Below are 25415 nucleotides of genomic sequence, written 5' to 3'. Positions count from 1 at the left end.
GCTTCCTGCCTACGCATTTCTTCCTATTATATATAGCTGTTTATATATGCAGCTATACAGCTTCATCAAAAATGTTCGTTGAATTCGGTTCAGAACAGTTCCTCTGTCATTTTGTCAATTTCTTTATCTACAGCCTCATAAACACCCGGGATACAGGAGAAGTTCAGACCATGTGTGGTACATGGAATAAAATGAAGCTTACCGCAATCTCTGCAAAGCTGATCTGTAGCTTCCTGGATCATTTCCTGTGTCCAGTCAAAGCGGTCAACTTTGCCATTATCAATACCACCCATAAATGTGATGTCCTTGCCATATTCTTTGATTAGTTTCGGAAGATCATTTACAGACATACATCCCTGCCATACATCTATTCCCATTTCAATCATCGTCGGAACCAGCGTTGCGCTGTAGCTGTCATTGTGATGAATGATCAGCTCTACGCCATGGTCATGGTAGTAACCATAGATACGCTTGTAAGCATCAAGGAAAAACTCGCGGAACATATCCACACTGATAAATGTGGAGTTCTGTGTACCCCAGTCATCATGATGGAAAATAACATCCGGTTTCATATAAGTACAGATCTGCTCAGCCCATTTCAGTTCCCACTCTGTAATGTACTCGATCAGCTCATGCATAGCCTCCGGCTCTTCATAGAAATTCATCATGGTATTCTGGATTTCACAGAGATAATGGCACATCTCAAAAACCCCCGGTGCGATCAGCGTAGCCACCATTGTCTCATTGCGGTCAATTCCTGCAACCGTCTCCTGACATGCTTTCCAGTCCTCTTCTGTATAATTGATATCCGGTGCCTTTACATATTTCTTCCATTCTGCCACATCAGGGCATACCAGATGTTCCGGATCATGAAGCGGGAATGCTCCAGGTGTTCCGGCTGGCCAGGAATTATAGTAACCCCAGCCGCATTTTACTGTTGGTGCTCCAGGTGCTTCCGGCATCATCGGATATTCTACCTGATAAGGAGTATTCAGTACAAATGTCAGTCCTTCATACTGTTTTACAAAACGATCCGGATTCCCCCCACGGATTACTTCCATCATATTCTGTCTTTTTGTCAACATAAAAAGCACCTCCGCTACGTTATTATGCAGGAAAAGACTTTTTCTACATATTCATCACGCTACGCCCCATGAAAAAGCTTTATTTCTGCACTTGTTTTTTCTTTATGATTCTATTATACTGAATTTTATAAGAATCACAATTCCTCATAATAGGGTTATTATTTAAATATTTTCCTATAAAGTATAGGAAGGAGGTTTTTCATTGAAACTCAGTTCCAAACTGATCTGCTATCATCTGCAGAAATCATTTCCAATACATACATCCAGGCTGGATACAGAACCGGTTCTCTCCTGTCCCGCCTGTTTCGAAAAGGCCACCCCTCTTCAGGATGGCCGCATCTATCTTGTTTCAGAACCGGATTTTCGGCTGACATTCCGACATCCTAAGAATATCCTTTTTCTCATTGTCGGAGCATCATATCATGATTACGAACTGTCCCAGCCGAATCTGTGTGTGATTCCTCAGGACATTCCTGTTAATATGATTCTCAATAAACTGCAGGAAATCTTTCTTATTTATGACCAGTGGAACCAGTCCCTTATCGATTCCCGTCTAAGAAATGCTTCCATAATGGAACTTATGGAACTGACAGACTGTATCATCCCCAATCCCATGATGCTGATCGGCATGGATTTCACGATCATTGCCTCCAAAAAATGGGAGCTTGGAGATCTCTCCAATTCCGTTCTGGGCTCCAGCGAAAATTCCTGGGCTCTGGTTGACAGCCTGAAACAGGATCTCAACTACGAAGAAGCTTTTTACAAAACAGGATATTTCTATTATCCAGGGAATGATCTCACTGTTCCAGCTCTCTGTGTGAACATCTCCAATAATGATAAAGCTGTATACAGGCTGATGTTCTCTGAAGGGGAAGCTCCTCTGGATGATACTTTTGGCTTCATTCTGGAATATCTGGCCCAGATGGTATCTCACGCACTTTCCACAGGTATCATGCACAACCGGGATAAATCTTTTCCACTGCACCAGATCTTCATTTCCATTATGACAGATCCAGGTGCTGATTATGTAAAAATCAGCCAGCAGCTAAGTAATGTAGGGTGGCTTTCTTCCCATATGTATCAGTGTATTCTGATCCAGACCGGTCTCATTGATCAGAAGAACCTGACACTTAACGCCATCTGCAATTATCTGGAAAATACCATCCCCGCCAGCTGTGCTACCGAATATAAGGGAAATGCAGTGCTTTTTATCAATCTGGATCTCTGCACCATGACTGTCCATGAGATTTCCGATAAGATCGAAGGTTTCATCAAGAGCAGTATGTTAAACGCCGGATACAGCAGAAAAATGCTCGGACATTTCAATTTTCATCGCCAGTACACTCAGGCTTCTGTTGCACTGCAGGTTGGCAAGCGCAAGAACCCTGCCGAAAGTATCCACCATTTTAATTCTATTGCACTGCCCTATATTCTGGAACAGGCTACCAGAAAACTTCCTGCTTACATGATCTGCCATGAAAAGCTTCTCTCTCTGAAATATAAAGATGAGGCCGGACAGTCTCATCTTTATGATACGCTGCGGTGTTTTCTGGAACACAATCAGAATATTGCCCATACAGCCAACGCTCTGTTCATCCACAGAACAACACTTCTTTACCGACTGGATAAGATCAGGACTTTTCTGGATTCTGATCTTACAGACAGAGATGAAATCCTGTATCTGCTGCTTTCTTTCCATCTGATGGATATGGAATCGGAAAATCAGGCAGAAAAATAATAGTTTACGCCTGTTCTTCTTTTCCTGTGGATCAAAAATCCGGTTTTCCAAGCTGCCAGAAAGCAACCGCGCTGGCAGCAGCAACATTCAATGAATCAACTCCATGAGCCATGGGAATACACACTGTATAATCGCAGTCCGCAATGGTCTCAAATGCAAGGCCATCTCCTTCTGTACCAAGGACAACTGCCAGTTTTTCCTCTGCAAGCAGTTTCGGGTCATCGATATTAACAGAATCTTCTCTCAAGGCCATAGCCGCCGTCTTAAATCCCATTTTCTGAAGATTCCGTATTCCCTCTGTTTTCCAGTCTGTCTTTTCATCAAAAAATGCCCAGGGGATCTGAAAGACAGTTCCCATACTGACACGGATCGCACGGCGATATAACGGATTGCTGCATCCCGGTGTGAGAAGTACCGCATCCATCCCGAGAGCAGCTGCAGAACGGAAGATCGCACCTATATTTGTAGGATTTACAACATTTTCCAGGACTGCAATCCTGCGTGCATTTCCACATACTTCTTCAATTTCCGGAAGTACAGGTCTGTGCATGGCACAGAGCATTCCCCTGGTAAGCTTAAATCCTGTTAATTGTGTCAGCACATCGAACGCAGCAGTATAAACCGGAATATCCCCGCACCGCCGGATCAGCTCCTTCGCCTCACCTTCAATATGCTTATGCTCCACAAGAAACGAAATCGGCTTACATCCGGCATCCAATGCGCGTTCGATCACCTTCGGACTCTCTGCAATAAAAATTCCCTTCTCAGGCTCTGCCCGGTTCAAAAGCTGTACTTCAGAGATTCTGGCATAAACATCCAGCTCCGGGGCATTAAAATCTGTGATTTCTATAATATTTGACATTTTTGTTATCTCCGATACCCTCCATTCTCAAAAAAAGAGACAGCCAAACTGAACTGTCCCTTTGATTTTACTATTATTCTACTTCTTCCGGCTCCATACTAAGCATATGGCCTTCCTGACTTCCAATATCGTATTTCTGTCCGTATTCTTTAAAATACTGATAATACTCCGTGCTGTTCGTCGGATAAATCTTGGAATCATGGATATGGATATCTGATCCCGTCTCATCACTCTTCATCAACGCAACCATAGCACTTGCACAATGTGTTGCAATACGGCAGAAACTGTTGAGGATATCACTGAATACAGTTCCCTCTTCCAGACCGCATTTACCCTGGCTGAGTCGCTCTGCATGGCGCATTTTCAGCACATCACAAAGACCTGTGATCACAGCTCCAAGAGGTGCAACTCTCTGTGCCATCTCTTTATCATCTTTCATAAAAGCATTGCAGGTAATATTAATATCTTCACGGACAGCTTCCATAACAATATTTAATTCATCCCATGCTTCCTGTGAAAAATTCGTATGATTATCGTGCATCTCGCTGGACATATGAGCAATATAAGAAGCATGATCTCCAATACGCTCAAAGTCATTGATGGTATGCAGATACAGGGAAGCCTGTCTTGTCTGAGCAGTATTCATCTCACGCTTTGTAAGCTGGATCAGATACTCGCCAAGACGGCTCTCATATTTATCGATCAGATCCTCCTTACGCTGAACCTTATCATATTTATCCTGCTGATAATCATTCAGAAGATTCATCGCCCTGTTGACATTTTTGCGAAGCTTCTTGGACATACCGTTCATCACACGGTGACACTGCGCGATCGCAAGAGCAGGATAATTAAGAAGACGCTCCTCAAGAAGATCGAAATCAGCCTCATCCTCCAGATCCTCCTGGTTATCTTTAACAAGCCAGCATACCAGCTTCTCGACCTTCGGAATGAACGGGAACAGTACAATAACTGTTGCCAGACGGAACACTGTATTCAAAAGTGCGATTGCTACAGGTGTCATGGTCATATCCATAAATGTAAAGTGTACGATCGCATTAGCTGTATAAAAGACAACTGACCACAGAATCAATCCGAAAAGGTCATTGATCAGATATACAAGAGCTGTTCTTTTACCATTCTTATTAGCTCCGACCGCGGAGATCAGAACCGGACATGCGGCACCAACACCAATACCAAGAACAATCGGAAATGCACTGGCAAATGTCAGGATTCCTGTCACAGAAAGCGCCTGCAGTACACCGACTGTCGCAGAAGCACTCTGAAGTACAGCTGTAAAAGCAATACCAACAAGAATACCAGCAATCGGGTTGGAAAACATCGTAAGCATCTTGATAAATACAGGACTCTCACGCAGCGGAGAAACCGCACCGCTCATCATCTGCATTCCGGTCATCAGAATGGCAAAACCAAGCATGATATTTCCAATATTCTTATGTAAGGTTCGCTTACAGAACATGCGGAAAATAATACCAACTACAGCCACAACAGCTGAGATTGTTGCTGTGGAAAGAATACTTGCGATTCCATTGGATCCTTCAATATAAGAAAGACATAAGATCCAACCTGTGATACTGGTTCCGATATTAGCTCCCATGATAATACCGATCGCCTGTTTCAGCTTCATCATACCGGAGTTTACGAAACCAATTACCATAACCGTCGTCGCAGAAGACGACTGGATCACACTGGTAACACCAGTACCAAGTGCAACACCCTTAAGCGGAGTATTGGTCATCTTATACAGAAAAGCTTCCAGCTTGTTACCGGCCGCCAGCTTCAGACCATCGCCCATCAGGGACATTCCAAAAAGAAATAATGATACTCCACATAACAAAGATAAGATCATTGAAAAAATTGCCATAATTTTCTCCTTTGTCATACTCGCATTCTGCCAGCTCGCAGCAGAAGCAGTGTTCTCCTGAAAATACAATTTTGCATTTTCTTAATCTGGATTTTTCTTATTTTTAACATTTTCCCATTTATTATGCCACATCAATTCCCAGATTACAACAAAAGATTTTGGCTGAAAGAAAAATATTGCAATCACAGGCAGCAAAAACAATAAAGATGTATATATTTATCGTTCCTTTCGCAAAGAAAACGGACCTCCGAAAAAGTCCTTGATCTTATGTTCTATTTACGCCGTTTCGTATTTTTCTTTCAGCCTTTTTGCTTTTTCGCATCAAGGTCATCTTCTTTCAGAATCCCGGTAAGAGATTCCGTGACACTTTTGCCATCCGGTTTCTGATCATTACTATCAATCTGCTGTTTTTGACTAATTTCCACATCACTCATATGCAGATTCCTCATCGCAAAAGCCAGTCGATGACATTCACAACTTTTATGCCATCGTAATTTCCGAGTGAAAAACGATCCAGTGTCAGGACAATCTTTTCATAATTATCCTGAATGCTCCGCAGCGGTCTCATCTCTCTCTCAAAAGTTTCTTCCGCCGTCATATCAGCAGTTACCTGATAATAGGTAAGCACACCTTCCTTCTGTGTCACAAAGTCGACCTCAGTAGAACCATATTTTCCGATGTTGACTTTGCCACCCCTTCGTGAAAGTTCAAGATACACAATGTTCTCAATGGTAAATCCAAGATCATATCGTTTTCTCGGAAGAATGTGGTTTCTGATTCCCATATCTACCATGTAAAACTTATTGTTGACCTTTAAGAGCTGCTTCCCCACAATGTCAAATCGCTCCACAGGATAAAAAATAAAAGACTCTGTCAGGGCTTCCACATAATCACTGACTGTGTTTTGGGATACTTTTCTACCCGCTGAGGTCAGATAGTCGGTTATACTTTTCATTGACACCGGGCTGCCGATAACGCTTGCCAGATACCTGGCAATTGTCTTTAGTAACGCAATGTCTGTGATTTTTCGTTTTCCACCTTCTTTTTCCCTTCTTGCCTGCCGCTGCTCAATATCTTTTACAATAACGGTATTGTAGGTTCCCTCTAAATACTGATCTATTTTTTCATCCGTGCGGTTCATTACTGCCACATACGGAATTCCACCAGTTTTCATAAACTCTGCAAAAGCTTCCTCTTTTGCCATACCTGTCACCGCCATATACTCACGGAAAGAAAGCGGCAGCATCTTGATCTCTGTGTACCTTCCTGACAAAAGCGTTGCAAGCTCACTTGACAGCATATATGCATTGGAGCCTGTGATATAAACGTCCACATGGTCTCTGATATAAAGGCTGTCAACCACTTTCTCGAATGATGGAACTTCCTGAACCTCATCCAAAAAGATGTATGTCATCTTATCTGCACACAAACGTTCTTTGAGGTAATTGTACAGCTTCATATAATCTTTTAAAGGTTCGTAATCCAGATTTTCAAAATTGATAGAAATAATCTGTTCTGGTGTAACTCCATTCGCTAAGAGTCTCTGCTGATACTGTTCCAGAAGTACAGATTTTCCACAGCGGCGGATTCCGGTCACGACCTTGATCTGCTGCTCGTCTTTCCATGCCCAAAGCTGGTCAAGATATTCTTTTCGTTCAACCATATCTGCATTCCTCCTTTTTCTCAGTATAGCATATTATACGCAAAATATCAAATTATTTTCCCGTTTCGGAAACTTTTATTTTATTCAGTGTAATACTTTCTAAATTCAGAAACATATTGGATACGAGGCACAGCCCTTTTTCAGGGCGTGTACCTTTTGGGGGTTGTTATGCGTTGGGGTTGGCTTCCTTCCAAGCCTCGTATTCATCGACCAACTGCCTTTATGGTTTGGTACGATTGCCGTACCGCACTGAAGGCATAAGGAAAAGGCCATATCCCTTATCATCTCAGCCGTGCAGCCAAGCTTTGAACATTGCTTTTTCAGTAGGTGTAGGTCGGGTTGATGTCTTCGGTCAGCGTCTTTTTATCGTGGCAGCTTTTGCAGAGCGACTGCCAGTTGTTCTGATCCCAGAAAAGTTTCTGGTCACCACGGTGTGGAATGATGTGATCCACAACCGTTGCCCGGACGTACTTGCCCTGCTTGGCACACTGCACACAAAGTGGATGAGCTTCCAGATACGACTTTCTGACTTTCTGCCACCGCCTGTTGTATCCACGCTTCGCTGCCGGGCGGGTCACCTCTGGATGGAGAGGCAGGTGCTTCTCACAGTAGAGCCAGCCGGCTTCCACCAGCTCTGGGCAGCCAGGGTGATGGCACGGTGTCTTTGGTCTGTACGGCATTTTTCTTTTTCCTCCTATTGAAATTTGATAGCATTTATGCTGTCATAATATTGAACAAATGAATAAGATAACTTAGGAGACCATACACTAATGAACGATGCTAAAGGAGAACGGTGATTTATGAAAACTTGGAACGATTACAAAGAACACGTAAAAGCAGTCGATTCTGTCATTGCAAAAGACATGGAAGAAACTGAAGAAATCGCAGCCATCGTAACCGCAATGGTCGAGCAGCGAAACGCACTTGGCTTAAGCCAGCGTGATCTTGCTGCCATGTGTGGCATTCCTCAGTCCTCTGTTGCAAGAATTGAATCTTGCAAAACAACTCCTAATCTTGGAACTTTGTTAAACATTTTCCGGCATCTTGGACTGACTCTTACTGTTTCCCAAGCTAGACCAATGGCATGATGCTTAATCATCCGGGAGTGACGGGGCCTTACGGCGTAGAATATCACTCACTTTGAGAGCTTATCCTCGGATAGGCTCTTTTTTACTCCTCCCACGTCAGTTCTGCCTTACCGAAGTGACCGTAAACACTGACCGTAAGACGGATCACAATAGCCGCCAACCGTGTGGTCAAAGATGAGGGATTTTTCCAAGTTGATCTGTTCACAGACACCACCAAACTGGAAAAAGAGAAAAAGCTGCAGAATGCGATGCTGGGTCTCAAGAAGAAGTTCGGCAAGAACGCCGTACTAAAAGAAACCAACTATATGGACGGCGCAACAATGAGGGAAAGAAATCAGCAGATAGAAGGCCATAAGGCCAAGTAAGGAGGGAGAACATGGACTACAAGAACACACCGGAAGGCAGAGCCGTCCAAAGTAAGTATGGCAAAATACTCCATGCTTCCCGCCCGGAACCGCCACATAATCATCCCCGGATGCCGATGTCCAATCGTGCTAAAATCTTCTCTCCGTTTGCCGCCTTGCGAGGCTATGAGGATGAGATTGCTTCTGAAGGCAGAGATCATCTCAAAGGAAATAGAATCGAGCTGTCTGAAGAAGGCAAGCAAACTCTGAACCAAAAGATCAGCCAGCTTCGGAAAGGACAAGAGCTCACAATAAAATATTTCACGGACGGCTACTATGAGAATATAGCCGGAATACTGGATGCTGTGGATGCGATAAATAAAGAACTGCGAATTTACACAGGATTTATAAACGATACCGGCAAAGAGCTGCCGACCATTATTGCATTTGAAGATATATTAGAGATTGGGGTGAATATGACTTGAATTACTACTTTTGCGATTCCTGCCGCTACTGCTTCTCTGCAGAGAAGCTACCTGACCGTTGTCCTGACTGTGGAGCGGTAGCACACGATAATAAAAAGGCAGTACGGCCGGCGAATAAAACGGAAATCGAGGAATTGCTCAAAATACAGAAAGAAGATAAGGAGGACACACAAAATGAAAGCGCATAAATATTGGTCACTCGGCGCACTTGCCTGCATGGCAGGATGCTTCTACACGGGCTGAAAGAAACTGATGCAGGCTCACAAGTATTTTGCTTGTGGCTCTCTGGTCTGCATGGGCATGGCAATCTACTCAGGCCACAAAATTGCACCGAAGAAGAAAAAGCTGAAAAGCCTGAAAAATAAGAACACACGCCCTCGCCGCAACAAAGCGAGGGCTTTTTTTGAACTCCAGGAGTTCACTTTATTTCCATCACAAACTATACACTTCCATCATGAGCCGAATTCCGACTTTCAGGCCTTCCTCAAAAGCGGTCTTCTCCCATGCACAGCACACCGTTCCCTGCCGGTCCGTGATCTTCTCCCAAAGCGGAATCTTATCTCCGACGTAGTCATCTACGAGCCTATCCATTCCATCCAGCCATCTCAGCCACTCTTCCAGTTCCTTTTCCTTGGCCTTTGCAGTTTTCCCGGCAACTGTGTTCTTCTCTACTGGGTTGTTCTCCGTGTAATGCTCGTAGATCAGATCAAGCAGGTTCTCCACCGGTGGATAATACTCCGGCTCTGTTTTCTTCAAATACTCCTCCAGCATTTCCTTCAGTTTTTCTATAATGCTACCATCCTTCCCAACTGAGATTCATTTCCTCAGTTACGGCACATCTTACCGTAGACTTTTGCACATAGCAACCTATTTTTTGCGGTCTTTCGGATGCCCCATCTTCTCCTTCACTTCATCCGGCACATCGATCAATCCGAACCGATAGAACATTCCGTAGATGTAAGTCACTCCCCGGATATCGCCCAGAGCTTTCGGGCGGTCTACCACTTCTCCTTTAATATTCTTCAGTGCCAGCAGCACTGAACTCCACGCTAGACTTTTACTCTTCTCCCGGCGGTCGATCCACAGCTCTTTTGTGTACTCACCGTTCCTGCCTTTCCGCACTTCGTAAGAGAATGGCAACCCGGAGTAGGTTTTAAATCCTACCCCGGCATAGGACACAACCACGCCCCAGAAGTTTTCTTCTGTCGGATTAGCCCTCCATCGCTTCATTGCTCTGTATCTCCGCTGCCGCTCTGCCCCAACACTGATCTTCTCCTTTTCTGTACTTGGGAAGTACACGCCTTTCTGATATGGCAGATACGAAGTAACAGAGGCTTTGGAAAGTTTCAGGGTGTTTGCAGTTGAGAGTATGGAGGTTTTGTAGTCCTGTGTTTCTCGGTATTCTTCAAAAGTGTTTTTTACTTTTTCCGCCACTTCAGATTCATACACACCGGCCGTGATGAGCAGCTTTCTTACTTTGATTGGATTTAATCCCAGTTCTTCGCCGATGGCCTGCAAGGACATCTCAGAATCATAAAGTGCCACAGCAGCATCCATCTGCTCTTTCAAATTCTTCCCGGCATCGTACTCTGGCTTCAACTTCTTCCGGCCACCGCCTGGTTTTCTTGTTTTCTTCATTTTACTCATGCAGCTCCAGCGGCAGTCCATCCAGGTCGTGGAAGAAAGTCATCTTCTTGCCGGTGTAATCATCCACGCGGATTGGCTCACATTCAATCCCTACCTCCGCCAGCTCCCTCACCGTCTGCTCCACACTGTCTACGCAGAATGCAAGATGACGCAGCCCACAGGCTTCCGGGCGATTCACACGCCTCGGTGGGTTTTCCTCAGCGAAAATCTCCAGTTCCGTGTGTTCATTGACACGCAGATCCAACTTCCAGTCTTTGCGCTCCGGGCGATAGTTTTCTCTGATGACAGAGAGCCCCAGTTTGTTCACATAAAAATCCTTTGCAGCTTCATAGTCAGATACGATAATTGCGATGTGGTGTATTTTTGATAAATTCATTTTTCTTACGCTCCATTTCTTTTATTTCTATTCAATCTTTATTTTCGTTATAAACTATGCAGCTACCTTCAAAAAAGACCGTGTGAACTCCTGGAGTTCAGTTTATCCACACGGCCGATCTTATTTCAGTTTTTCGAGGATCTCGTCCGCACTCATACCGCTTGCCAACAGCTTCTTCAGCACAGCCTCCGCTTCAGCCTTCTTAGCTTCTTCAGCGGCCTTAGCATCTGCCTTTGCTTTCTTCGCTTCCAAGGATGCCACTTCTTTTTCGGCCTTCTTCAGAGCAGTCTTCTTCTCTTTCAGATCAGCCTTCAAAGTGTCAATGTTTGCGGTGATGGATGAAATCTCAGCAGTCAGGGAAGTGATAGATTCCTGCTTCTCCGCGATCTGAAATGCGTAGTCAGTATGGGTAGTTTTGGGACGGTTTTTGCTGCCTTTTGTTCTGGGCATAGGTGATAACCTCTTTCCTTTTTAATAGTTTAAGTATAGAACTATGTGGAATAACGGATACAATATTACTGTTGAGCCACTGGCAATTCCATAACATTTAAGTATTTATATAGTTCATATAATCGCTCTAATGCAGTATCATAAAGTCGTCGATAATCTTGAAAATCAGTCAATCCAAATGTGCTTAATATATTCTGCTTTCTCTGCTCAATATTTTCTTGCGGTAGCAAATGCGCAAAGCAAATTCTTAAATCATTCAGTGAGTACAACGGACCTATAATTTTCTTTGCTTTTTCTTCATCCTGAACACAAGCAATAATTCCCTGTAAAAGTTTTCTTGTCTGTGTTGAATTATTCGGTAATGTTCCGTTCAACTTTTTATATAGTGATCTCAATCCATCTCCACTAATACCCTCGTTTAACAAACCATCTAACAATATCATGTTTTCACGAAGTTCACTTTCAGAATAGTTAAGCGGCTTTCGGATTCGATTTGCCGATGACTCACATTCATTTTCCAAATGGAATAAATCTATCCCATATATATTTTTTACTCTTTGATAAAATAGATTTCTAAGGGATATAATTCTCTTTTCAATAATTGGTTCACTAAATACACAGTTTAATTGTGCCTGATATAACTCCGTATCAACAATACAATGGTCTGATGGAATATTATATGATTTCAACCATAATACTGCTCTGTCATCCTTGTCAATTTCGTCCAAATCTCCAAGGAATAGAATCACCTTATCATTTTCATTAATTCCAAATGGAATATTCCACTCGTACTGATACCCACTAGTTCCTTTTTCCGCTATGGTTCCATAGCTTTCCGAAAAGAAATCCAGTTCATAGTCACTATCATTATAAAATATGCCCAAAACCTTTCTGTCAAAAAAGACAGGACAGGAAAAGCCTTCTGGATGAGTTGGATCAAGGTCAATGCCCAATCCAGGAATACTCAAATCTCGTGAATCATATTTATAGTCTGCATCTTCCGCCCACTCAAAACGGTGATCACCTTTCATCGTGATTCGACATGCATTCTGATTTCTTTTTTCCAGTTGAAAATATGCTCTATACAATTCTTGCGGAGTATCTGGGCATAAGCATTTTCTTCCACAATTGTTGCACCCCATTATGGGACAATCAACAACTTCTATATGATAATTTCCAATATCAACAGTTACCGTTTCTAATTTCATTTCACGGCGTGCACCACAAGAACAATCTGCGCCAGTAATTTCCCGCATTGTCACAGAATCATTGTACACTTTCTCAAATTCAGCCAAATCTTTGTATTTGAAATACATCGCCGTCTCCCTTTCCATTTTCATCACATCTTCGCCGATCATAAGATCGTTGCCTGCTGCTCACCACGAAGAGGTATGTGATTATTACGAGCAGCGTAGGGAGCTACCGCTCCCAGTATATCACAAGTCTGCAAATAAATCAGCCTTATACACGCCTTTTTCTAACATTTTCTTGAAGCTGTCCTTTACGGCTGCGACATCCTCATGGTAGGTCATGCCGTACCAGGTGTCGTTGGTTTTCAGAACCTTCACGGACATCTTCCCCTGCTCCAGCAGCTCACCGATGAAGATCGGGATCAAATACTCAGCTTTCTGAGGATTGCCCGGTACTTCCTTCTTGAAGAACTCTTTGAAGCCTTCTTCCAACACATCCAGAAACTCAGGAGTCAGGCCCCACATGTTCATAGACACCAGAGAATTCACATCAACAGCCACGCCGTCTGCCTCTGCTCCATCTGCAATCTTGACGATATTCTTTGTCTCAACAACCTCAGTCAATTTTCCCTTCTCATCCATCTTGCAGATGCCACGAGTCACACCGCCGTTATCGGACAGCGTGTTCTTCAGCACAAAACCTGCCATGCAGGACTTTCCACCATTCACCAGATACTCATGGACTGCCTTAAAGCCTTCCTTGCCATAGTAATCATCTGCATTGATCACAATGAACGGAGTTTTAATTACGTCCTTCGCTGCAAGCACAGCCTGTCCGGTTCCCCACGGTTTTGTACGGCCTGCCGGAAGTTCTCCCGGAATAACGTTGATATCCTGAAATGCGTAGTCCACAGTTACATTATGATTGGAGCAAATGGAAGCAATTCGATCGCCGATAACCTCTTTGAACTCCTGCTCAATATCCTTACGGATGATAAAGACCACATGATTGAAACCAGCTTCAATCGCATCATGAATTGAGTAATCCATGATGATATGTTTTGCATCATCGACCGGCTCCAACTGTTTTATTCCTGTTCCAAATCGGCTGCCGATTCCGGCGGCCATGATAAGTAATGTTGTGTTCATAATTTCCCTTTTCTCTCTTTATTCTATATTTTCGTCAGGTAACGCCCAATTTTTGTCTTTCCTATAATCCATGTAATCCCCGCTGAAATAATCAAAACGATTAACCAAAAACATACTGCCTCTGTAAGTGAATTGACTTTTAGAATACGAGCCACAATAAGTCTAAGAGGGAAATGAATTATATATACGCCTAATGTTAGACTTGCAAATTTTTGTATAAACTCTTCTACACGTTTACTAAGGTTTATTCTTAATAGTAGAGAAAAAAAGAGTACAACCCAAATAACATCTAAAATGGAATCATAAAAATACTCTGCTTTAAGAATTTTTCCTTCTAGCAAAATGACTCTCGTTCCAACATAATAATGAAAAGCTAATACTATTCCAGTCACTACTACTGTCAAGATTAAATGCGCATCAAAGTGTATTTTATTCTTTAGTCGGGAGGTTATTACTTCAATAAAGCTGCCGAGAAGAAAATAAAATAACCATGTCCATACTCGGAACGTCTGTATTACATCTGCCTGCAATGGATATGCAATAAAAAGTGAGATGGTCTGAATGATAAAACATACTGTTCCAATTAAAAACAGTAAAAACCTTTTGCTCTCAAGCGATTTTTGACTCATCCATGGAAGTAAAATATACACAATAATTAGGGCTCCCAAATACCAAAAATGTCCCATTTCACCTTTCTGGAGAAAGCTCTTGATTATATCTTGTGGTATATCCAGCCATTCAATATTCAGCTTACCAGTTGAATATACTTTAAATACACTCTTTAGGATGTCAAAGACCAAATTCCACAGTACCACTAACCTTATAATGCTAAATGCCTTTTTTAATGGATAATTCCAATTAATTTTCCCGCGATTCAGTAAAAAATAGCCACTCGACATAAAGAAAAAAGGAATTGCAAATCCACATAGATAATATGCTAAAAGCGTTCCGATCGAATGTTCTCTAGGAAATGTGTGCAACCCTACAACAGCTATACAGGCAAAAATACGAGTCAAATCAATATTAGAATTTCTCTGTCTGTCTGTCTGTCTGTCTGTCTGTCTGTCTGTCTGTCTGTCTGTCTGTCTGTCTGTCAAGATTATCCCACTACTATCTTCCAATTTCAATCCCCCCATATCACCTTCCTATTTTATTTTTATGCAAATTCTTTTTCACATCTATCCAATACAGCGGCAATTACTTGATCCATGTCGTAATACTTATACTCGCTAAGACGACCTCCAAAAATTACCTTGTTTTCTGCGTCTGCTAGCTTCTTATACTCAGAATAAAGCAAGCCATTCTTAGCATCATTAACCGGATAATACGGTTCATCTCCCGGCTTCCACTCACTACTATACTCACGACTGATGATGGTCTTCGGCAGATCATTGCCGTTTTCATCTTTACCGAACTCAAACCATTTATGTTCAATAATGCGTGTCCACGGGGTTTCACGGTCAGTATAGTTCACAGCGGCATTTCCCTGGAAGTTTGGCTTATTCAAAGTTTCCGTTTCAAAACAAACAGAACGGTATTCCAACGTACCCAGCTTATATTCGAAGTAAGCATCAATCGGTCCCGTGTATACAACCTTATCAGCCAATGCATCCAGCTCAGCTTTGTTTTCCAGATAGTCTGTGTTCAAACGCACCTCAATACCATCCAACAGATTAGCAATCATTTTGGTATAACCACCAACAGGAATGCCCTGATAAAGTGCATTGAAGTAGTTGTTATCAAAAGTCAGACGAACCGGAAGACGCTTAATAATGAAAGTGGGCAGTTCCTTGCAGTCGCGGCCCCACTGTTTCTCGGTGTAGCCTTTAATCAGCTTCTCGTAGATGTCGCGACCCACCAGGGAAATGGCCTGCTCTTCAAGATTCTGTGGCTCACCAGTAATCTCTTTGCGCTGTTCTTCGATCTTGGCAGCGGCTTCTTCTGGTGTCACTACACCCCACATCTTATTAAAGGTATACATGTTGAACGGTAACGAATACAGTTCGCCCTTGTAATTAGCCACGGGACTGTTGGTAAAGCGGTTGAATTCAGCAAACTGCGTAATGTAGTTCCAGACCTTTTTGTTGTTAGTATGGAAAATGTGAGCACCATACTTATGGACGTTGATACCCTCGATATTCTCGGTATAGATATTGCCCGCAATATTAGGACGCTTGTCTACCACCAGAACAGATTTTCCATGAGCCTTGGCTTCATGTGCAAAGATTGCTCCGTAAAGACCAGAACCTACTACTAAATAATCATACATAATTCTTTTCCCCTCACTTGTTATGTTTAATTTTTTTCAATAATTGATTCTCTATATCAATCACCAGTGGTTCTTCCATGACAGTTAAAATTCCAAAGTATATGCCAAAGAACACGACAGCAGATATGCACAGCATTATAAAGATACCAAACGATGTTTGTTTTATAAATATAGATAATATACTTGCAGTTGCTAACGCAATTACTAATGCTCCATAATGAACATTTCTAAACGCATTTTTAATTTCTTTTCTTAATGCAATATACTGCACTATTAATACTGCTGCCTCAGCAGCTAGTGTTCCAATTGCGGCACCCGCGGAAGCAAATCGCGGAATCAAAAGCGCATTTAAAATAACATCTACTATAACGCCTGCAATCTCTGAATAAAGGACAGTCTTTTCTCGTCCCAATGGAACCAACATCTGAATACCCATAATATTAGTGAGTCCTATAAGCAATAATGTGGGCATAATAATCTGCATCGGAATAATCGAACCGGCGTATGCTGATCCGGATAAGAAGAAAATTCCTTCTTTTGCAAATATGATGAAATACACCATCATCGGCGTAGCAACTAAAAAGACAAAATTTATAGCCTTCTTTGTAATACGATAAAATTCTTCCATGAGATTATGCTCGACATAATACGAGGCTCTCGGTAGCAAGACTACACCTAAAGATGTAACAATACTGACTAAAATAGATTTGATTTTCACAGCTGCATTATAATAACCAACATCTGCATCCGATGTCATAAAGCCAAGCATCACCGTATCCAAATGAGTATAAATTGTTGTTGCACACGACATTGCAAAAAAAACTGCAACAGCCTTAAAATGTTGTTTGAAATTGTAGTTTCCTACCGGCTTAAGTGAAACATACTTATGCACATGGAAAAAATTAAAAATATTAGAGGCTGATGCAGCTAGAATCGAAATTCCTCCATATATCACGTAGTCACTCTTCTGATGAATTAATGCAAACATCGCTACTAGAGCAATAAATTTAAATATGATAGATCTAACCGTTATATAAGTATATTGCTCTAACGCCTTATATAGCCACTCCATCCCAATTGCGTTGAACAAAATTGTTAAACTGACAATTAAAAACAACGCCCTATCTTGCTGCAATCTTGGAACAAACATGATTGCGCCAAACAGTGCAACATATGCAATTAGGCTCATCGTAAAATTAATAATAAAGAGCTCTTGAACTGTTTTTGTGAGCTTTTCCCTGTTATCTCGAACCTTTGCACATGCACGAATTCCGTAAGTCGGAATACCTAATTGCGCGAACATTGCAAAATACGATACCACTGAGGTTGCAAATGAAACTTTTCCCGTTCCGTCAGGCAATAAAATACGCGACACATAAGGAAATGTAATTAATGGAAATATGAATTGCGACATTGTTAAAATCGCATTCATTATAAAATTTAATTTTAAAGATTTTTGCTTCATGCTTAATCCTCTCGTAAACAGTTTTTCAGCCATTTATCCTTATAAGCAGAAAATAGAACACCTAGGATAAAGCTAGTGCACGTTGTAACAATGAAGCTGTCCATTCCATATTTTTTCTCTCCGTAAACATATACGTAGAACAACGTCCAAACCCATAAATGTAAGAAATACATAACGGTACTGCATCTTCTGCAAACCAAGGATAATTTGTTGTGTCTAAAATTCATATCTTTTACAACAGAGAATAGCGAGGTTGAAAAGCAAACAAAGGTAAGTGATTTGGCAAATCCACTTGTAAAGGTCGTAATAATCGCTCCTAAAATCAACAATGCATATTTCTTTCCTTTGGTTTCTTTATCACGTTTGGCTAATAACATTCCGATACTTATATATCCGGCTCCCATAAAGATTCTGCCACGAGGACCAAGAATAACCCACAAAATCTTAGTTGGAATTCCAAGAAATGTAGGAAGCGAATCTTTGACTGCAACCAATTCTGTAAATACAAATCCGAAAATCATCAACGTATTACATACAATTACTATTTGAGAAAAACCAACGTGTCTTTTCAATAAGATATAAATAAATAGAAGTCCATAAATACAAGACAACAAATACCATAATGCATAAGAATTATAATGTTCTCCTACAAATAGAAGCCCTCTAATGAAATCTACCACATTAAAAAGAATCGATGAGCCATTGCTGCAGTAATAATAAATGGCTAATGGACAATAAACCAATGTCCATATTAAATAAAGTTTTAAAAGTTTTTTCAGGTGTTGTAAAATATAGTAATTATTTTGCCCCCCCCCGAAATATTTCTTTCCTATTAGGAATCCGCTGGATAAAAAGAAAAACGGGTTTGCTGCACCAACCACTGTATTATATATATTAACAATAATCTTATTATCGCACTTATATAGGGGATTTGTATGTATCGCAACAACACATACAGCCATTATAAGCTTAAATAAATCTATCGAGTTATAATTTTTATTTGACTTTTCCATTCATTCTCCTCCAAAACATTTCATACTTGAAATTAATCATCTAACTGAATATTCACCAGTATCATTTTTACAGAAGAACAGGATGAGTAACACCATGTAACATATGTAGTTGTATGGAAATGATGTTGTTATAAAGTAATATAAAAAAATCAATAAAAATCCAACTTTTTTACTATTACGAGTAATTATTGCTTCCTGTATTGATTTGAGCATTGGCACAACATAAATAAGTGCAAGATAGATTCCACCTTGTGCGAGCACTCTAAAGATGGAATTCGAATACCCTATATCATTTAATCTAAAACTACTATAATGGGCAATTACATTAGTCATATTAAGATATCCAGAACCCAAAATGGGGTTTTCTAGCCATGCTGCAAATCCCGCTTGATAATTATCCATTCGCGTACTATAAGAAGCTGTCGATGCCTTCAGTGTAAACGTGCTCTCAAAGTATGACGCAACCTGAGTTCCAATTCCAAAAAGTGCTAAAACTAGTAATGCCCTAAAGAATAGACCTCTATTTGATCCAGCCGGATATCTGACAAATAAATAAAGAATCCAAATTAACCCTATAGCATAAACTCCAGTCATCGACATTGTTGAAAGCGCGGTTATACTAAATATGATACAGCGTTTAAAGGATGTACTCCTTGCTATAAATAACTCATATGCAAGCATCAAAGATAAAAGTAAAACATATTTAGGTCCTTCATAAAAGAACCCTGTGTTTCTCCAAATTCCAGATGCTCCAAGAATCTCTTCCTTCTGCATCTCGTATTGAAGAAAGAAATACGACTGTTTCACTCTTGGAACATCGCTTACATATATAGTTAATTCCTGGGATGGATTAAACACATGTAATATACTTCCAAACAACCAGAAGAATAATGAAACCACCGCCACAAAACATAAGATTTTAGAACAACGCTGCATCATATCTCTTATATTTTCTTCGTTATTAAAAAACAGCAGCATTAGCGCAAGTGTAAGTGTAAGTTGGAACACATCCATTACATGTGCTGAATTAATCGCTACATTATATATTACAAGAAACGACAAATAGAATCCCATAAAGATTGCTCGGTTCTTACTTCCATATCTAACTACAGCACCATCTCTAAGCAATAGAGCCATCAATGACCCCATAAAACACAGTGTCAATGCCAAACGAAAGTAACCACTTCCATGCATCCATTTCCAAACACTTTCACAATCAAGAATAATGCAAATTGCCACTATATTTTCAAACAGGGTCTTTGTTTTTATCTTCATGAGCCTGCTTCCTCCGTATCTAATATCATGGCTTTACAGTGGGGCCGAGTTTACCAGATACACCGTCCTTCCAGCCTTTCAATATCATTTTTATTGTCTGTACTTTTTTAGGATTGTATTTAATTGCAATGAGAATTTGCCGAATATTTTGTCTAACATATTTCATCGGTTCTCCATCCCTTTTAAACATATAGGTAAAATTTCTTGCCCGATAATATTCTTTCCAAGGAGCTTCTGTGCTTCCTTTTTTTGTTTTTCCTAATATTTTAAAGTATTTACGCTCCAAAACTGGATGATAGTAATTTGAATCAAAAACCGTTGCTACAAAAGCATTTGCTTTTAATGCTCTGTAATAATAATCCTGCTCATCACCTTTTATAAAGAAATCCTTATTAGGATATCCTATCTTCTCAACAAGTTCTTTTGAAACTAAAGTTCCGTTAAATGGATTAATCGTTCCGACAATCAGATTATCTCTTTCTCTTTCAGCCGCAATCTGTTTGGTCTTTATTCCACCATTAAGTCCAAAAGACAATATATCATCAGAACCGCAAACGAGAGAGTTCAAGAGTAAAAGCTTATTCGCAGAATACAATTCTTCTGCTCTTTTAACAAGAATCTCCATCATTTTCTCATCAGCGGGACGGCCATCATCATCCATTAAACAGATAAAATTATAGCCATCTTCATAAGCCATTTTTAGCCCGGTATAGAACCCACCAGAACCACCTATATTTTCTTTTAAATAAACATATTTAATTACCTGATTATCGAGAATACCTTCCTCTTCCAATAATTGCTCCGTATTATCAGAGCTATGGTTGTCAATAATATAATATCTATCCACAACATAGCTTTGTGACAGTATAGCCCTAATATTCTTTACAAGTTCCTCTTTTCTATTATATGTAACAACAACGCCCGCAGTTTTCATCTTTCATTCTCCTCGTAAAGTAAAGATTCCCATTTTTTACAAATTACATTTTCATCCAAAAATTGTTTTACTTTTTCGGCTTCAATGGATAGACGAGTTCCCAAGTCAACATTTTCGATTAAACGGATTATTGCCGCTGCCATAGCATTGCTATCACCAACCGGCACAAGTAACCCATTGACACCGTCCTGAATCATCATATGTGCGCCGCCGATCGGACAATCCGTGCAAACACATGGTAACCCAATCGCCATAGCCTCAAGCATTGAATTGGATAACCCCTCATAGTCAGATGAAGATACGAATCCAGCGCAGTCAAGTATACCTTCGTGAACCTTACTAGCGAAGCCTTCCATTATTATATACTCATCCGCTTGTTTTTTCTTGATATAATCCTTTATTTCAGTCTCAATCAATCCCGTACCATATATCCTCAATTTGTACTCTGGATATTTAGAATGAACTTGTATGAAAGAATCAATCATCATCGGAAGATTCTTTTGTTTATCAATTCTACAAAACGTTACAAATTCTTTCCTTCTTATTCCTTCAAATCTCTTTGGTAAATTCGGGGTTATAGGATTTGGAATAACACATCCGTTCTTCTGTGCTCGCTTAGGAAAATAAGCTAATGCATCCGGTGTCTGATATACTGTTTTATACATAAAGCCAAACATATAATCTCGAATTAGCCGAAATATAGCATTATGCGGTTCTGTACGCGGATCAGTTCTCTCTGATCCAATCACTTTAATATTTAATCCAATTGTATATATCCGAGCATATGTCGCCATTCTTGACATAAAAGCGTAGAGATAAGCCCCAGGATGTTGCCTTAAAATTTTCCTTGTTTTAATACAAGGTTCAATCATATCAATCTCTCTTTTCACATTGCAATGCAACCATATAAGATTGATTGCTTGATTAAGCGGATAATCAACTGGACTATCTCTCCAAACTATTATTGTCACTGAATAGCCTTTTTCTGCTAAATAATTAGCCAAGATACAAATTACCCTATGAGCTCCTCCCCAGCCCTTTCCGCCTAAGCTTCCAATCACGAAAAAAACTTCTTTATTCATCTTCTACTCCATCGATTTAAATAATAACTTTCCATATATTTTGCAGTTGCATCCATATCAAATCCGGCATCAATGACATACTTCTGCATGTTTGTATGTGCACTCGGATTCTGTGCCATTTCAAGTGCTGCATTCGCCCACTTTTCTTCCCCATCACTCAACAGCAGTTTCCGGTAGATTGGTGTAATATCCGTTTCCGGCGGCAATCCTTCAGAGCAGACAATAGGAACACCCGCCGCCTGCGCTTCGATTGCAACAATACCCAGACCTTCAAACAAAGATGGAAAAACAAACACATCCATCGCTTGATAAATTCTGTTCATATCCTTTCTATTTCCAAGAAAATGCACACAATCTGAAAGGCCTTTTTCGACCACTTTGCTTTTTACTTTCTCTTCTAATGGCCCGGTGCCAATAAGAATCAATTCAGCGTCAAGCTTTTTCTTCTTGATTTCTGCAAAAACATCAATCAGGAAATCATGGTTTTTCTGAGGATGCAGGCGACCAACATGGCCGACAACAAATTTATCCTTTAACCCCAGTTCTTTCCTGATTTTATTTCTGGTATCCGCATCCGCAATAAAGTTCTGCGAATCAATCGCATTTTTCAGTACTTGAAACAACTTGTCTTTGAACAGATATTTTCCAGCTTCTTCAGAGCAGGCGAAAAGATCTGTTGCGTTTTTGGTAAACATTCGCTGCATGAACAGCTTCGGTAAATATTTTATATCGTGTACTGTCTCATTATTATGTGAATGAGCAATTCTGACGGGGATACCTGCTTTCTTTGCAGCTTTCAGGCAGAAATATCCAATCGTGTAGGCGTGACAATGAACAATTTTATATTCGTGATGCTGAGCAAAGAAAACTGCCAAATCTTTTTGAAATTTAGGAAGGTTCAAATCCTCCCGGAAAGACAGTTTGTAAACATGTCCACCCATTTTTTCAATTTCATCATCGTAAAACTGTTTTTCCTTATAAACGACCAAAAAATCAAACTGTACTTTCGTTCTGTCAATTTTCCGGTATATATTCATCAACAAAGCCTGCGTACCGCCAGCTTCCATTCGCTGCAAGATATGCAAAACTCTTATAGGCTCTCCCATGTATTCTTCCTCCACAAAATCTCAAAGAGATTTGATTTTTTGAATCAGTTTATTCGGCAGCACAGATTTCAACCGTGCTTTTGGCTGAAAGCCAACCTTTATATTCTTTATAAAGCCTGGTTCATCGATGCTCTTATAGAAAGTATCTCTGATCACAGGCCTATTGCTCGGCTGCACCAGATTATGCTGCTTCACCATGCCCTCTTCCAACGTTGCTTCTTCTACTTCTGCAAGAACTCGCATCATTTCAAAGAGCTTTTGACCTTTTTCGGTATTTACAAATACACTGGACACGCCCTTTGGAGAATTGAAGCTCGGATGGCTCTTTGCAATTCCCCAGAAATCACCCACTGTCAAATCTCCTACACGGCTCGTATTAGCATAAGCACACTTATAACAGCTCTCTCTATAGCAGTCGCCATCCATAAAATGTTTTCCATAGCGATCAAGGGAGAGTATCTTTGTCTTTGTCTTTGTCTTTGTCTTTGTCTTTGTCTTTAGCAGGTATTGTGTTCCCCAACCTCTCTTGTCTTTGGAACGGAAGTTGAAATAGATTACTCTGCCAGCCGTCTGCTTGTTCTGGTATTCCAGATACTTTTTGAAGAACTTCGGCGAAGGCACACCGTGGCAAATCAGGTCAACTGTATATAGATTTTCTGGATTGCCACCCAAAAAAGCATACAGACCTGCAATCTGGCAGGGAGTTCCTGTAAAAAGTACCGTTTTTCCCTCTGACAAACGCTGTTTGACCTTTGTGTAGCTATCTTTCGGGTCAGACTGAACATACTTAGAGGACTGTAGTTTCTCTCTTTCTGCTTCATCTGTCACTTCAATGTGGCTTACTGCCAGCTGCTCGTCATAGGCAGCACCATAAACCACACCGCCCATTTGCAATATAGTTTTCGCTGCACTATCCGCCGCACCGCCAGATGCAGAGCGCATAATATCCACATCATTTTTATTGCGCCACGCCCAAACTTTATGTGGCTCATTACGATGAAATTCCGTATTTTCTACTGGACACTTTTTCAAGCACACCTTGCACTCGATGCAGCTTTTTTCATCAACAGACGGATACCAAAATCCCTCTTTGTTTTCTACCATAGAGATACAGTGTTTTGGGCAGCTTTGCTCACAGCTTTTACATCCCACACATTTCTCTTTTATCCTCGATATGTTCTCCATTTTATTCCTCTAAATTTTTTCTCAGATACTCCTTCGCCACTTTTCTATGTGCTTTCAACTGCTCATCAACTTTCGCGTAATCAATCGCCTTTTCATTGATGTTTTCTGTATCTTCAATTTTCGTTGTCATCCGATTAGCCAGTCCCAGTCGCTTTAGCAAATCGCTCAACTTTTCTTCATTACCATAGCTGTTACCTACACTCTTGCGAATCAATGTTGTAAACGGCCGATGTGTGATCACCGAGAAGATGCTGCCGTGGAAGGTATCGGTAATAACTTCTTCTGCATTTCTGAAATAGGCCAGAACCTCAAAGGGTGAGCAGTCCACAAATCGGTCTGCACATTTTTGGATACCACCAATTGCATATACCTTCAAATTCTTTTTCTTTGCATAAGCAGCAATCCAATCTGCCTCATCATTGGAAATACGACCTGCATACGCGTACAGAATCAAATACTTCTCATTAGTCTGAACCTGTGGGATTTTGTCGCAGCAGTTCATGTAATCATAGGTCAGAACCGGATCCAGATTGTACACTGGTTCTTTCCCAGTGAGCTGTTCTATAATAGTTCCTGAATTAGCATCTCGTACAGAAATCGCGTCAAACTTCTTCAACAAAGCTCCGACTTCATTGGCCTTTTTATACTTTTCCAGCTTTTCCAATGTGGTATTACCGAAAGACGCTGCATAAGTGATAAGTTTCTTCGCATGGTTATTTTTTCCAAACAATTCTGGCGAATAGCCCACATTGGAATTTTTTTGAATACAGTTAAAAACCTCGTCACTGCCAATCACAAGACAATCCACTGTCGGATTGTAGTTCATTTCATCCGTAATCCCTAAAAGTGGCATATACTTTTGAGCGAAAGACTGTTTATATCGGATGAACGATAATTTGTGTGCAAGAGGAGCCCGATACCGAAAGGTTTCCAGCCCCTTTTCTATCTTTCGGACAACCTTGTTTTTACTATCTGCATTTTCTGTAATTACTGGAGCACCTACATGGTAGTCCACAAATTCTACATTACAGCCAACTTCCTCAATTAGCTGCTTCAATGCATATGCCTGCAAAAACGAACCGTAGTTTGCAATGCGCTGCATCGACATGATTCCAACTTTTCTCATC

The 25415-nt window shown here is 40.8% G+C and carries 26 protein-coding genes and 1 pseudogene; 5 read left to right on the top strand and 22 right to left on the bottom strand.

The window, feature by feature from the left end:
- Window positions 1-89: 89 nt before the first annotated feature.
- A complete protein-coding gene (locus HFM85_RS03375) occupies window positions 90-1085 on the bottom strand; it encodes a uroporphyrinogen decarboxylase family protein (RefSeq protein ID WP_173737044.1) in 996 nt (331 codons plus the stop codon).
- A 202-nt stretch (window positions 1086-1287) separates the two neighbouring features.
- Between HFM85_RS03375 and HFM85_RS03370 the strand changes: the two genes are divergently transcribed.
- Window positions 1288-2823 (top strand): PucR family transcriptional regulator, encoded by a 1536-nt coding sequence (locus HFM85_RS03370; RefSeq protein ID WP_173737045.1) that lies wholly within the window; start codon window positions 1288-1290, stop codon window positions 2821-2823.
- 31 nt (window positions 2824-2854) lie between these two features.
- Here the strand turns inward: HFM85_RS03370 and HFM85_RS03365 are convergent, their stop codons facing one another.
- The 5 genes from HFM85_RS03365 to HFM85_RS03350 form a co-directional block, all read right to left on the bottom strand.
- The gene (locus tag HFM85_RS03365; protein WP_173737046.1) at window positions 2855-3685 is read right to left on the bottom strand and encodes a TrmH family RNA methyltransferase; all 831 of its coding nucleotides are present in this window, start codon (window positions 3683-3685) and stop codon (window positions 2855-2857) included.
- A gap of 73 nt (window positions 3686-3758) precedes the next feature.
- Window positions 3759-5567 carry a Na/Pi cotransporter family protein gene (locus tag HFM85_RS03360; RefSeq protein ID WP_173737047.1) on the bottom strand — a complete coding sequence of 603 codons (1809 nt, stop codon included), beginning with the start codon at window positions 5565-5567 and terminating at the stop codon, window positions 3759-3761.
- Window positions 5568-5866: 299 nt separating this feature from the next.
- Entirely contained in the window at window positions 5867-6001 is a 135-nt protein-coding gene (locus HFM85_RS16405) for a hypothetical protein (protein ID WP_274602628.1), read from the bottom strand.
- An 11-nt stretch (window positions 6002-6012) separates the two neighbouring features.
- On the bottom strand, window positions 6013-7230 hold the full coding sequence (locus tag HFM85_RS03355; RefSeq protein WP_119239758.1) for an ATP-binding protein: 1218 nt from the start codon (window positions 7228-7230) through the stop codon (window positions 6013-6015).
- Window positions 7231-7550: 320 nt separating this feature from the next.
- Window positions 7551-7910, bottom strand: coding sequence for an HNH endonuclease (locus tag HFM85_RS03350; protein ID WP_173737048.1), 360 nt, complete (start codon window positions 7908-7910; stop codon window positions 7551-7553).
- A gap of 120 nt (window positions 7911-8030) precedes the next feature.
- On the opposite strand from HFM85_RS03350, the gene HFM85_RS03345 reads away from it, so the two are divergent.
- The 4 genes and pseudogenes from HFM85_RS03345 to HFM85_RS16155 form a co-directional block, all read left to right on the top strand.
- The gene (locus tag HFM85_RS03345; protein ID WP_173737049.1) at window positions 8031-8318 is read left to right on the top strand and encodes a helix-turn-helix domain-containing protein; all 288 of its coding nucleotides are present in this window, start codon (window positions 8031-8033) and stop codon (window positions 8316-8318) included.
- Window positions 8319-8482: 164 nt separating this feature from the next.
- Window positions 8483-8683, top strand: a complete 201-nt coding sequence (locus tag HFM85_RS03340; RefSeq protein ID WP_243873805.1) for a hypothetical protein — start codon at window positions 8483-8485, stop codon at window positions 8681-8683.
- 11 nt (window positions 8684-8694) lie between these two features.
- Complete coding sequence (locus tag HFM85_RS03335; protein ID WP_173737050.1) at window positions 8695-9147, top strand: YolD-like family protein; 453 nt, start codon at window positions 8695-8697, stop codon at window positions 9145-9147.
- A gap of 174 nt (window positions 9148-9321) precedes the next feature.
- Window positions 9322-9501, top strand: a pseudogene (locus tag HFM85_RS16155) (DUF6219 family protein); the annotation flags it as partial.
- Window positions 9502-9579: 78 nt separating this feature from the next.
- Here HFM85_RS16155 and HFM85_RS03330 read toward each other — a convergent pair.
- The 16 genes from HFM85_RS03330 to HFM85_RS03255 all read right to left on the bottom strand — a co-directional run bounded on the left by HFM85_RS03330 (window position 9580) and on the right by HFM85_RS03255 (window position 25414).
- On the bottom strand, window positions 9580-9903 hold the full coding sequence (locus tag HFM85_RS03330) for a hypothetical protein (RefSeq protein ID WP_173737051.1): 324 nt from the start codon (window positions 9901-9903) through the stop codon (window positions 9580-9582).
- Between the two features lie 111 nt (window positions 9904-10014).
- Entirely contained in the window at window positions 10015-10785 is a 771-nt protein-coding gene (locus HFM85_RS16150) for a hypothetical protein (protein WP_243873804.1), read from the bottom strand.
- 1 nt (window position 10786) lies between these two features.
- Window positions 10787-11170: an SMU1112c/YaeR family gloxylase I-like metalloprotein gene (gloA2, locus tag HFM85_RS03320; protein WP_173737052.1), complete on the bottom strand. Its 384-nt coding sequence runs from the start codon at window positions 11168-11170 to the stop codon at window positions 10787-10789.
- A gap of 120 nt (window positions 11171-11290) precedes the next feature.
- On the bottom strand, window positions 11291-11620 hold the full coding sequence (locus tag HFM85_RS03315) for a hypothetical protein (RefSeq protein WP_173737053.1): 330 nt from the start codon (window positions 11618-11620) through the stop codon (window positions 11291-11293).
- Between the two features lie 65 nt (window positions 11621-11685).
- On the bottom strand, window positions 11686-12978 hold the full coding sequence (locus HFM85_RS03310) for a hypothetical protein (protein WP_173737054.1): 1293 nt from the start codon (window positions 12976-12978) through the stop codon (window positions 11686-11688).
- Between the two features lie 78 nt (window positions 12979-13056).
- Window positions 13057-13959, bottom strand: coding sequence for a sugar phosphate nucleotidyltransferase (locus HFM85_RS03305; protein ID WP_173737055.1), 903 nt, complete (start codon window positions 13957-13959; stop codon window positions 13057-13059).
- 23 nt (window positions 13960-13982) lie between these two features.
- A complete protein-coding gene (locus HFM85_RS03300) occupies window positions 13983-15095 on the bottom strand; it encodes an acyltransferase (RefSeq protein ID WP_173737056.1) in 1113 nt (370 codons plus the stop codon).
- Between the two features lie 20 nt (window positions 15096-15115).
- On the bottom strand, window positions 15116-16228 hold the full coding sequence (gene glf / locus HFM85_RS03295) for a UDP-galactopyranose mutase (RefSeq protein ID WP_173737057.1): 1113 nt from the start codon (window positions 16226-16228) through the stop codon (window positions 15116-15118).
- 13 nt (window positions 16229-16241) lie between these two features.
- Window positions 16242-17693, bottom strand: coding sequence for a flippase (locus tag HFM85_RS03290; RefSeq protein ID WP_173737058.1), 1452 nt, complete (start codon window positions 17691-17693; stop codon window positions 16242-16244).
- Window positions 17694-17695: 2 nt separating this feature from the next.
- Window positions 17696-18706: an acyltransferase family protein gene (locus tag HFM85_RS03285; RefSeq protein WP_173772927.1), complete on the bottom strand. Its 1011-nt coding sequence runs from the start codon at window positions 18704-18706 to the stop codon at window positions 17696-17698.
- A gap of 36 nt (window positions 18707-18742) precedes the next feature.
- A complete protein-coding gene (locus HFM85_RS03280) occupies window positions 18743-19981 on the bottom strand; it encodes an O-antigen ligase family protein (protein WP_173737061.1) in 1239 nt (412 codons plus the stop codon).
- A 25-nt stretch (window positions 19982-20006) separates the two neighbouring features.
- On the bottom strand, window positions 20007-20915 hold the full coding sequence (locus HFM85_RS03275) for a glycosyltransferase (protein ID WP_173737062.1): 909 nt from the start codon (window positions 20913-20915) through the stop codon (window positions 20007-20009).
- Complete coding sequence (locus tag HFM85_RS03270) at window positions 20912-21997, bottom strand: glycosyltransferase (protein WP_173737063.1); 1086 nt, start codon at window positions 21995-21997, stop codon at window positions 20912-20914. Before HFM85_RS03270 ends, HFM85_RS03275 begins: the two co-directional genes overlap by 4 nt.
- Window positions 21994-23103: a glycosyltransferase family 1 protein gene (locus HFM85_RS03265; protein ID WP_173737064.1), complete on the bottom strand. Its 1110-nt coding sequence runs from the start codon at window positions 23101-23103 to the stop codon at window positions 21994-21996. The genes HFM85_RS03270 and HFM85_RS03265 overlap by 4 nt, the downstream gene beginning before the upstream one ends.
- 21 nt (window positions 23104-23124) lie before the next feature.
- Window positions 23125-24288 (bottom strand): Coenzyme F420 hydrogenase/dehydrogenase, beta subunit C-terminal domain, encoded by a 1164-nt coding sequence (locus HFM85_RS03260; protein ID WP_173737065.1) that lies wholly within the window; start codon window positions 24286-24288, stop codon window positions 23125-23127.
- A gap of 1 nt (window position 24289) precedes the next feature.
- Window positions 24290-25414: a polysaccharide pyruvyl transferase family protein gene (locus tag HFM85_RS03255; protein ID WP_173737066.1), complete on the bottom strand. Its 1125-nt coding sequence runs from the start codon at window positions 25412-25414 to the stop codon at window positions 24290-24292.
- Window position 25415: the final 1 nt, after the last annotated feature.

It is taken from the genome of Blautia schinkii, assembly GCF_013304825.1.
Taxonomy (GTDB): domain Bacteria; phylum Bacillota; class Clostridia; order Lachnospirales; family Lachnospiraceae; genus Blautia_A; species Blautia_A schinkii_B.
This window is presented reverse-complemented; position numbering and strand designations above follow the sequence as displayed.

Excerpts from the sequence above, each read along its gene's own strand:
- HFM85_RS03375 (WP_173737044.1), bottom strand. The coding sequence starts at position 1,085 with ATGTTGACAAAAAGACAGAATATGATGGAAGTAATCCGTGGGGGGAAT.
- HFM85_RS03365 (WP_173737046.1), bottom strand. The coding sequence starts at position 3,685 with ATGTCAAATATTATAGAAATCACAGATTTTAATGCCCCGGAGCTGGAT.
- HFM85_RS03360 (WP_173737047.1), bottom strand. The coding sequence starts at position 5,567 with ATGGCAATTTTTTCAATGATCTTATCTTTGTTATGTGGAGTATCATTA.
- HFM85_RS16405 (WP_274602628.1), bottom strand. The coding sequence starts at position 6,001 with ATGAGTGATGTGGAAATTAGTCAAAAACAGCAGATTGATAGTAATGAT.
- HFM85_RS03355 (WP_119239758.1), bottom strand. The coding sequence starts at position 7,230 with ATGGTTGAACGAAAAGAATATCTTGACCAGCTTTGGGCATGGAAAGAC.
- HFM85_RS03350 (WP_173737048.1), bottom strand. The coding sequence starts at position 7,910 with ATGCCGTACAGACCAAAGACACCGTGCCATCACCCTGGCTGCCCAGAG.
- HFM85_RS03345 (WP_173737049.1), top strand. The coding sequence starts at position 8,031 with ATGAAAACTTGGAACGATTACAAAGAACACGTAAAAGCAGTCGATTCT.
- HFM85_RS03335 (WP_173737050.1), top strand. The coding sequence starts at position 8,695 with ATGGACTACAAGAACACACCGGAAGGCAGAGCCGTCCAAAGTAAGTAT.
- HFM85_RS16150 (WP_243873804.1), bottom strand. The coding sequence starts at position 10,785 with ATGAAGAAAACAAGAAAACCAGGCGGTGGCCGGAAGAAGTTGAAGCCA.
- gloA2 (WP_173737052.1), bottom strand. The coding sequence starts at position 11,170 with ATGAATTTATCAAAAATACACCACATCGCAATTATCGTATCTGACTAT.
- HFM85_RS03315 (WP_173737053.1), bottom strand. The coding sequence starts at position 11,620 with ATGCCCAGAACAAAAGGCAGCAAAAACCGTCCCAAAACTACCCATACT.
- HFM85_RS03310 (WP_173737054.1), bottom strand. The coding sequence starts at position 12,978 with ATGATCGGCGAAGATGTGATGAAAATGGAAAGGGAGACGGCGATGTAT.
- HFM85_RS03305 (WP_173737055.1), bottom strand. The coding sequence starts at position 13,959 with ATGAACACAACATTACTTATCATGGCCGCCGGAATCGGCAGCCGATTT.
- HFM85_RS03300 (WP_173737056.1), bottom strand. The coding sequence starts at position 15,095 with ATGGGGGGATTGAAATTGGAAGATAGTAGTGGGATAATCTTGACAGAC.
- glf (WP_173737057.1), bottom strand. The coding sequence starts at position 16,228 with ATGTATGATTATTTAGTAGTAGGTTCTGGTCTTTACGGAGCAATCTTT.
- HFM85_RS03290 (WP_173737058.1), bottom strand. The coding sequence starts at position 17,693 with ATGAAGCAAAAATCTTTAAAATTAAATTTTATAATGAATGCGATTTTA.
- HFM85_RS03285 (WP_173772927.1), bottom strand. The coding sequence starts at position 18,706 with ATGGAAAAGTCAAATAAAAATTATAACTCGATAGATTTATTTAAGCTT.
- HFM85_RS03280 (WP_173737061.1), bottom strand. The coding sequence starts at position 19,981 with ATGAAGATAAAAACAAAGACCCTGTTTGAAAATATAGTGGCAATTTGC.
- HFM85_RS03275 (WP_173737062.1), bottom strand. The coding sequence starts at position 20,915 with ATGAAAACTGCGGGCGTTGTTGTTACATATAATAGAAAAGAGGAACTT.
- HFM85_RS03270 (WP_173737063.1), bottom strand. The coding sequence starts at position 21,997 with ATGAATAAAGAAGTTTTTTTCGTGATTGGAAGCTTAGGCGGAAAGGGC.
- HFM85_RS03265 (WP_173737064.1), bottom strand. The coding sequence starts at position 23,103 with ATGGGAGAGCCTATAAGAGTTTTGCATATCTTGCAGCGAATGGAAGCT.
- HFM85_RS03260 (WP_173737065.1), bottom strand. The coding sequence starts at position 24,288 with ATGGAGAACATATCGAGGATAAAAGAGAAATGTGTGGGATGTAAAAGC.
- HFM85_RS03255 (WP_173737066.1), bottom strand. The coding sequence starts at position 25,414 with ATGAGAAAAGTTGGAATCATGTCGATGCAGCGCATTGCAAACTACGGT.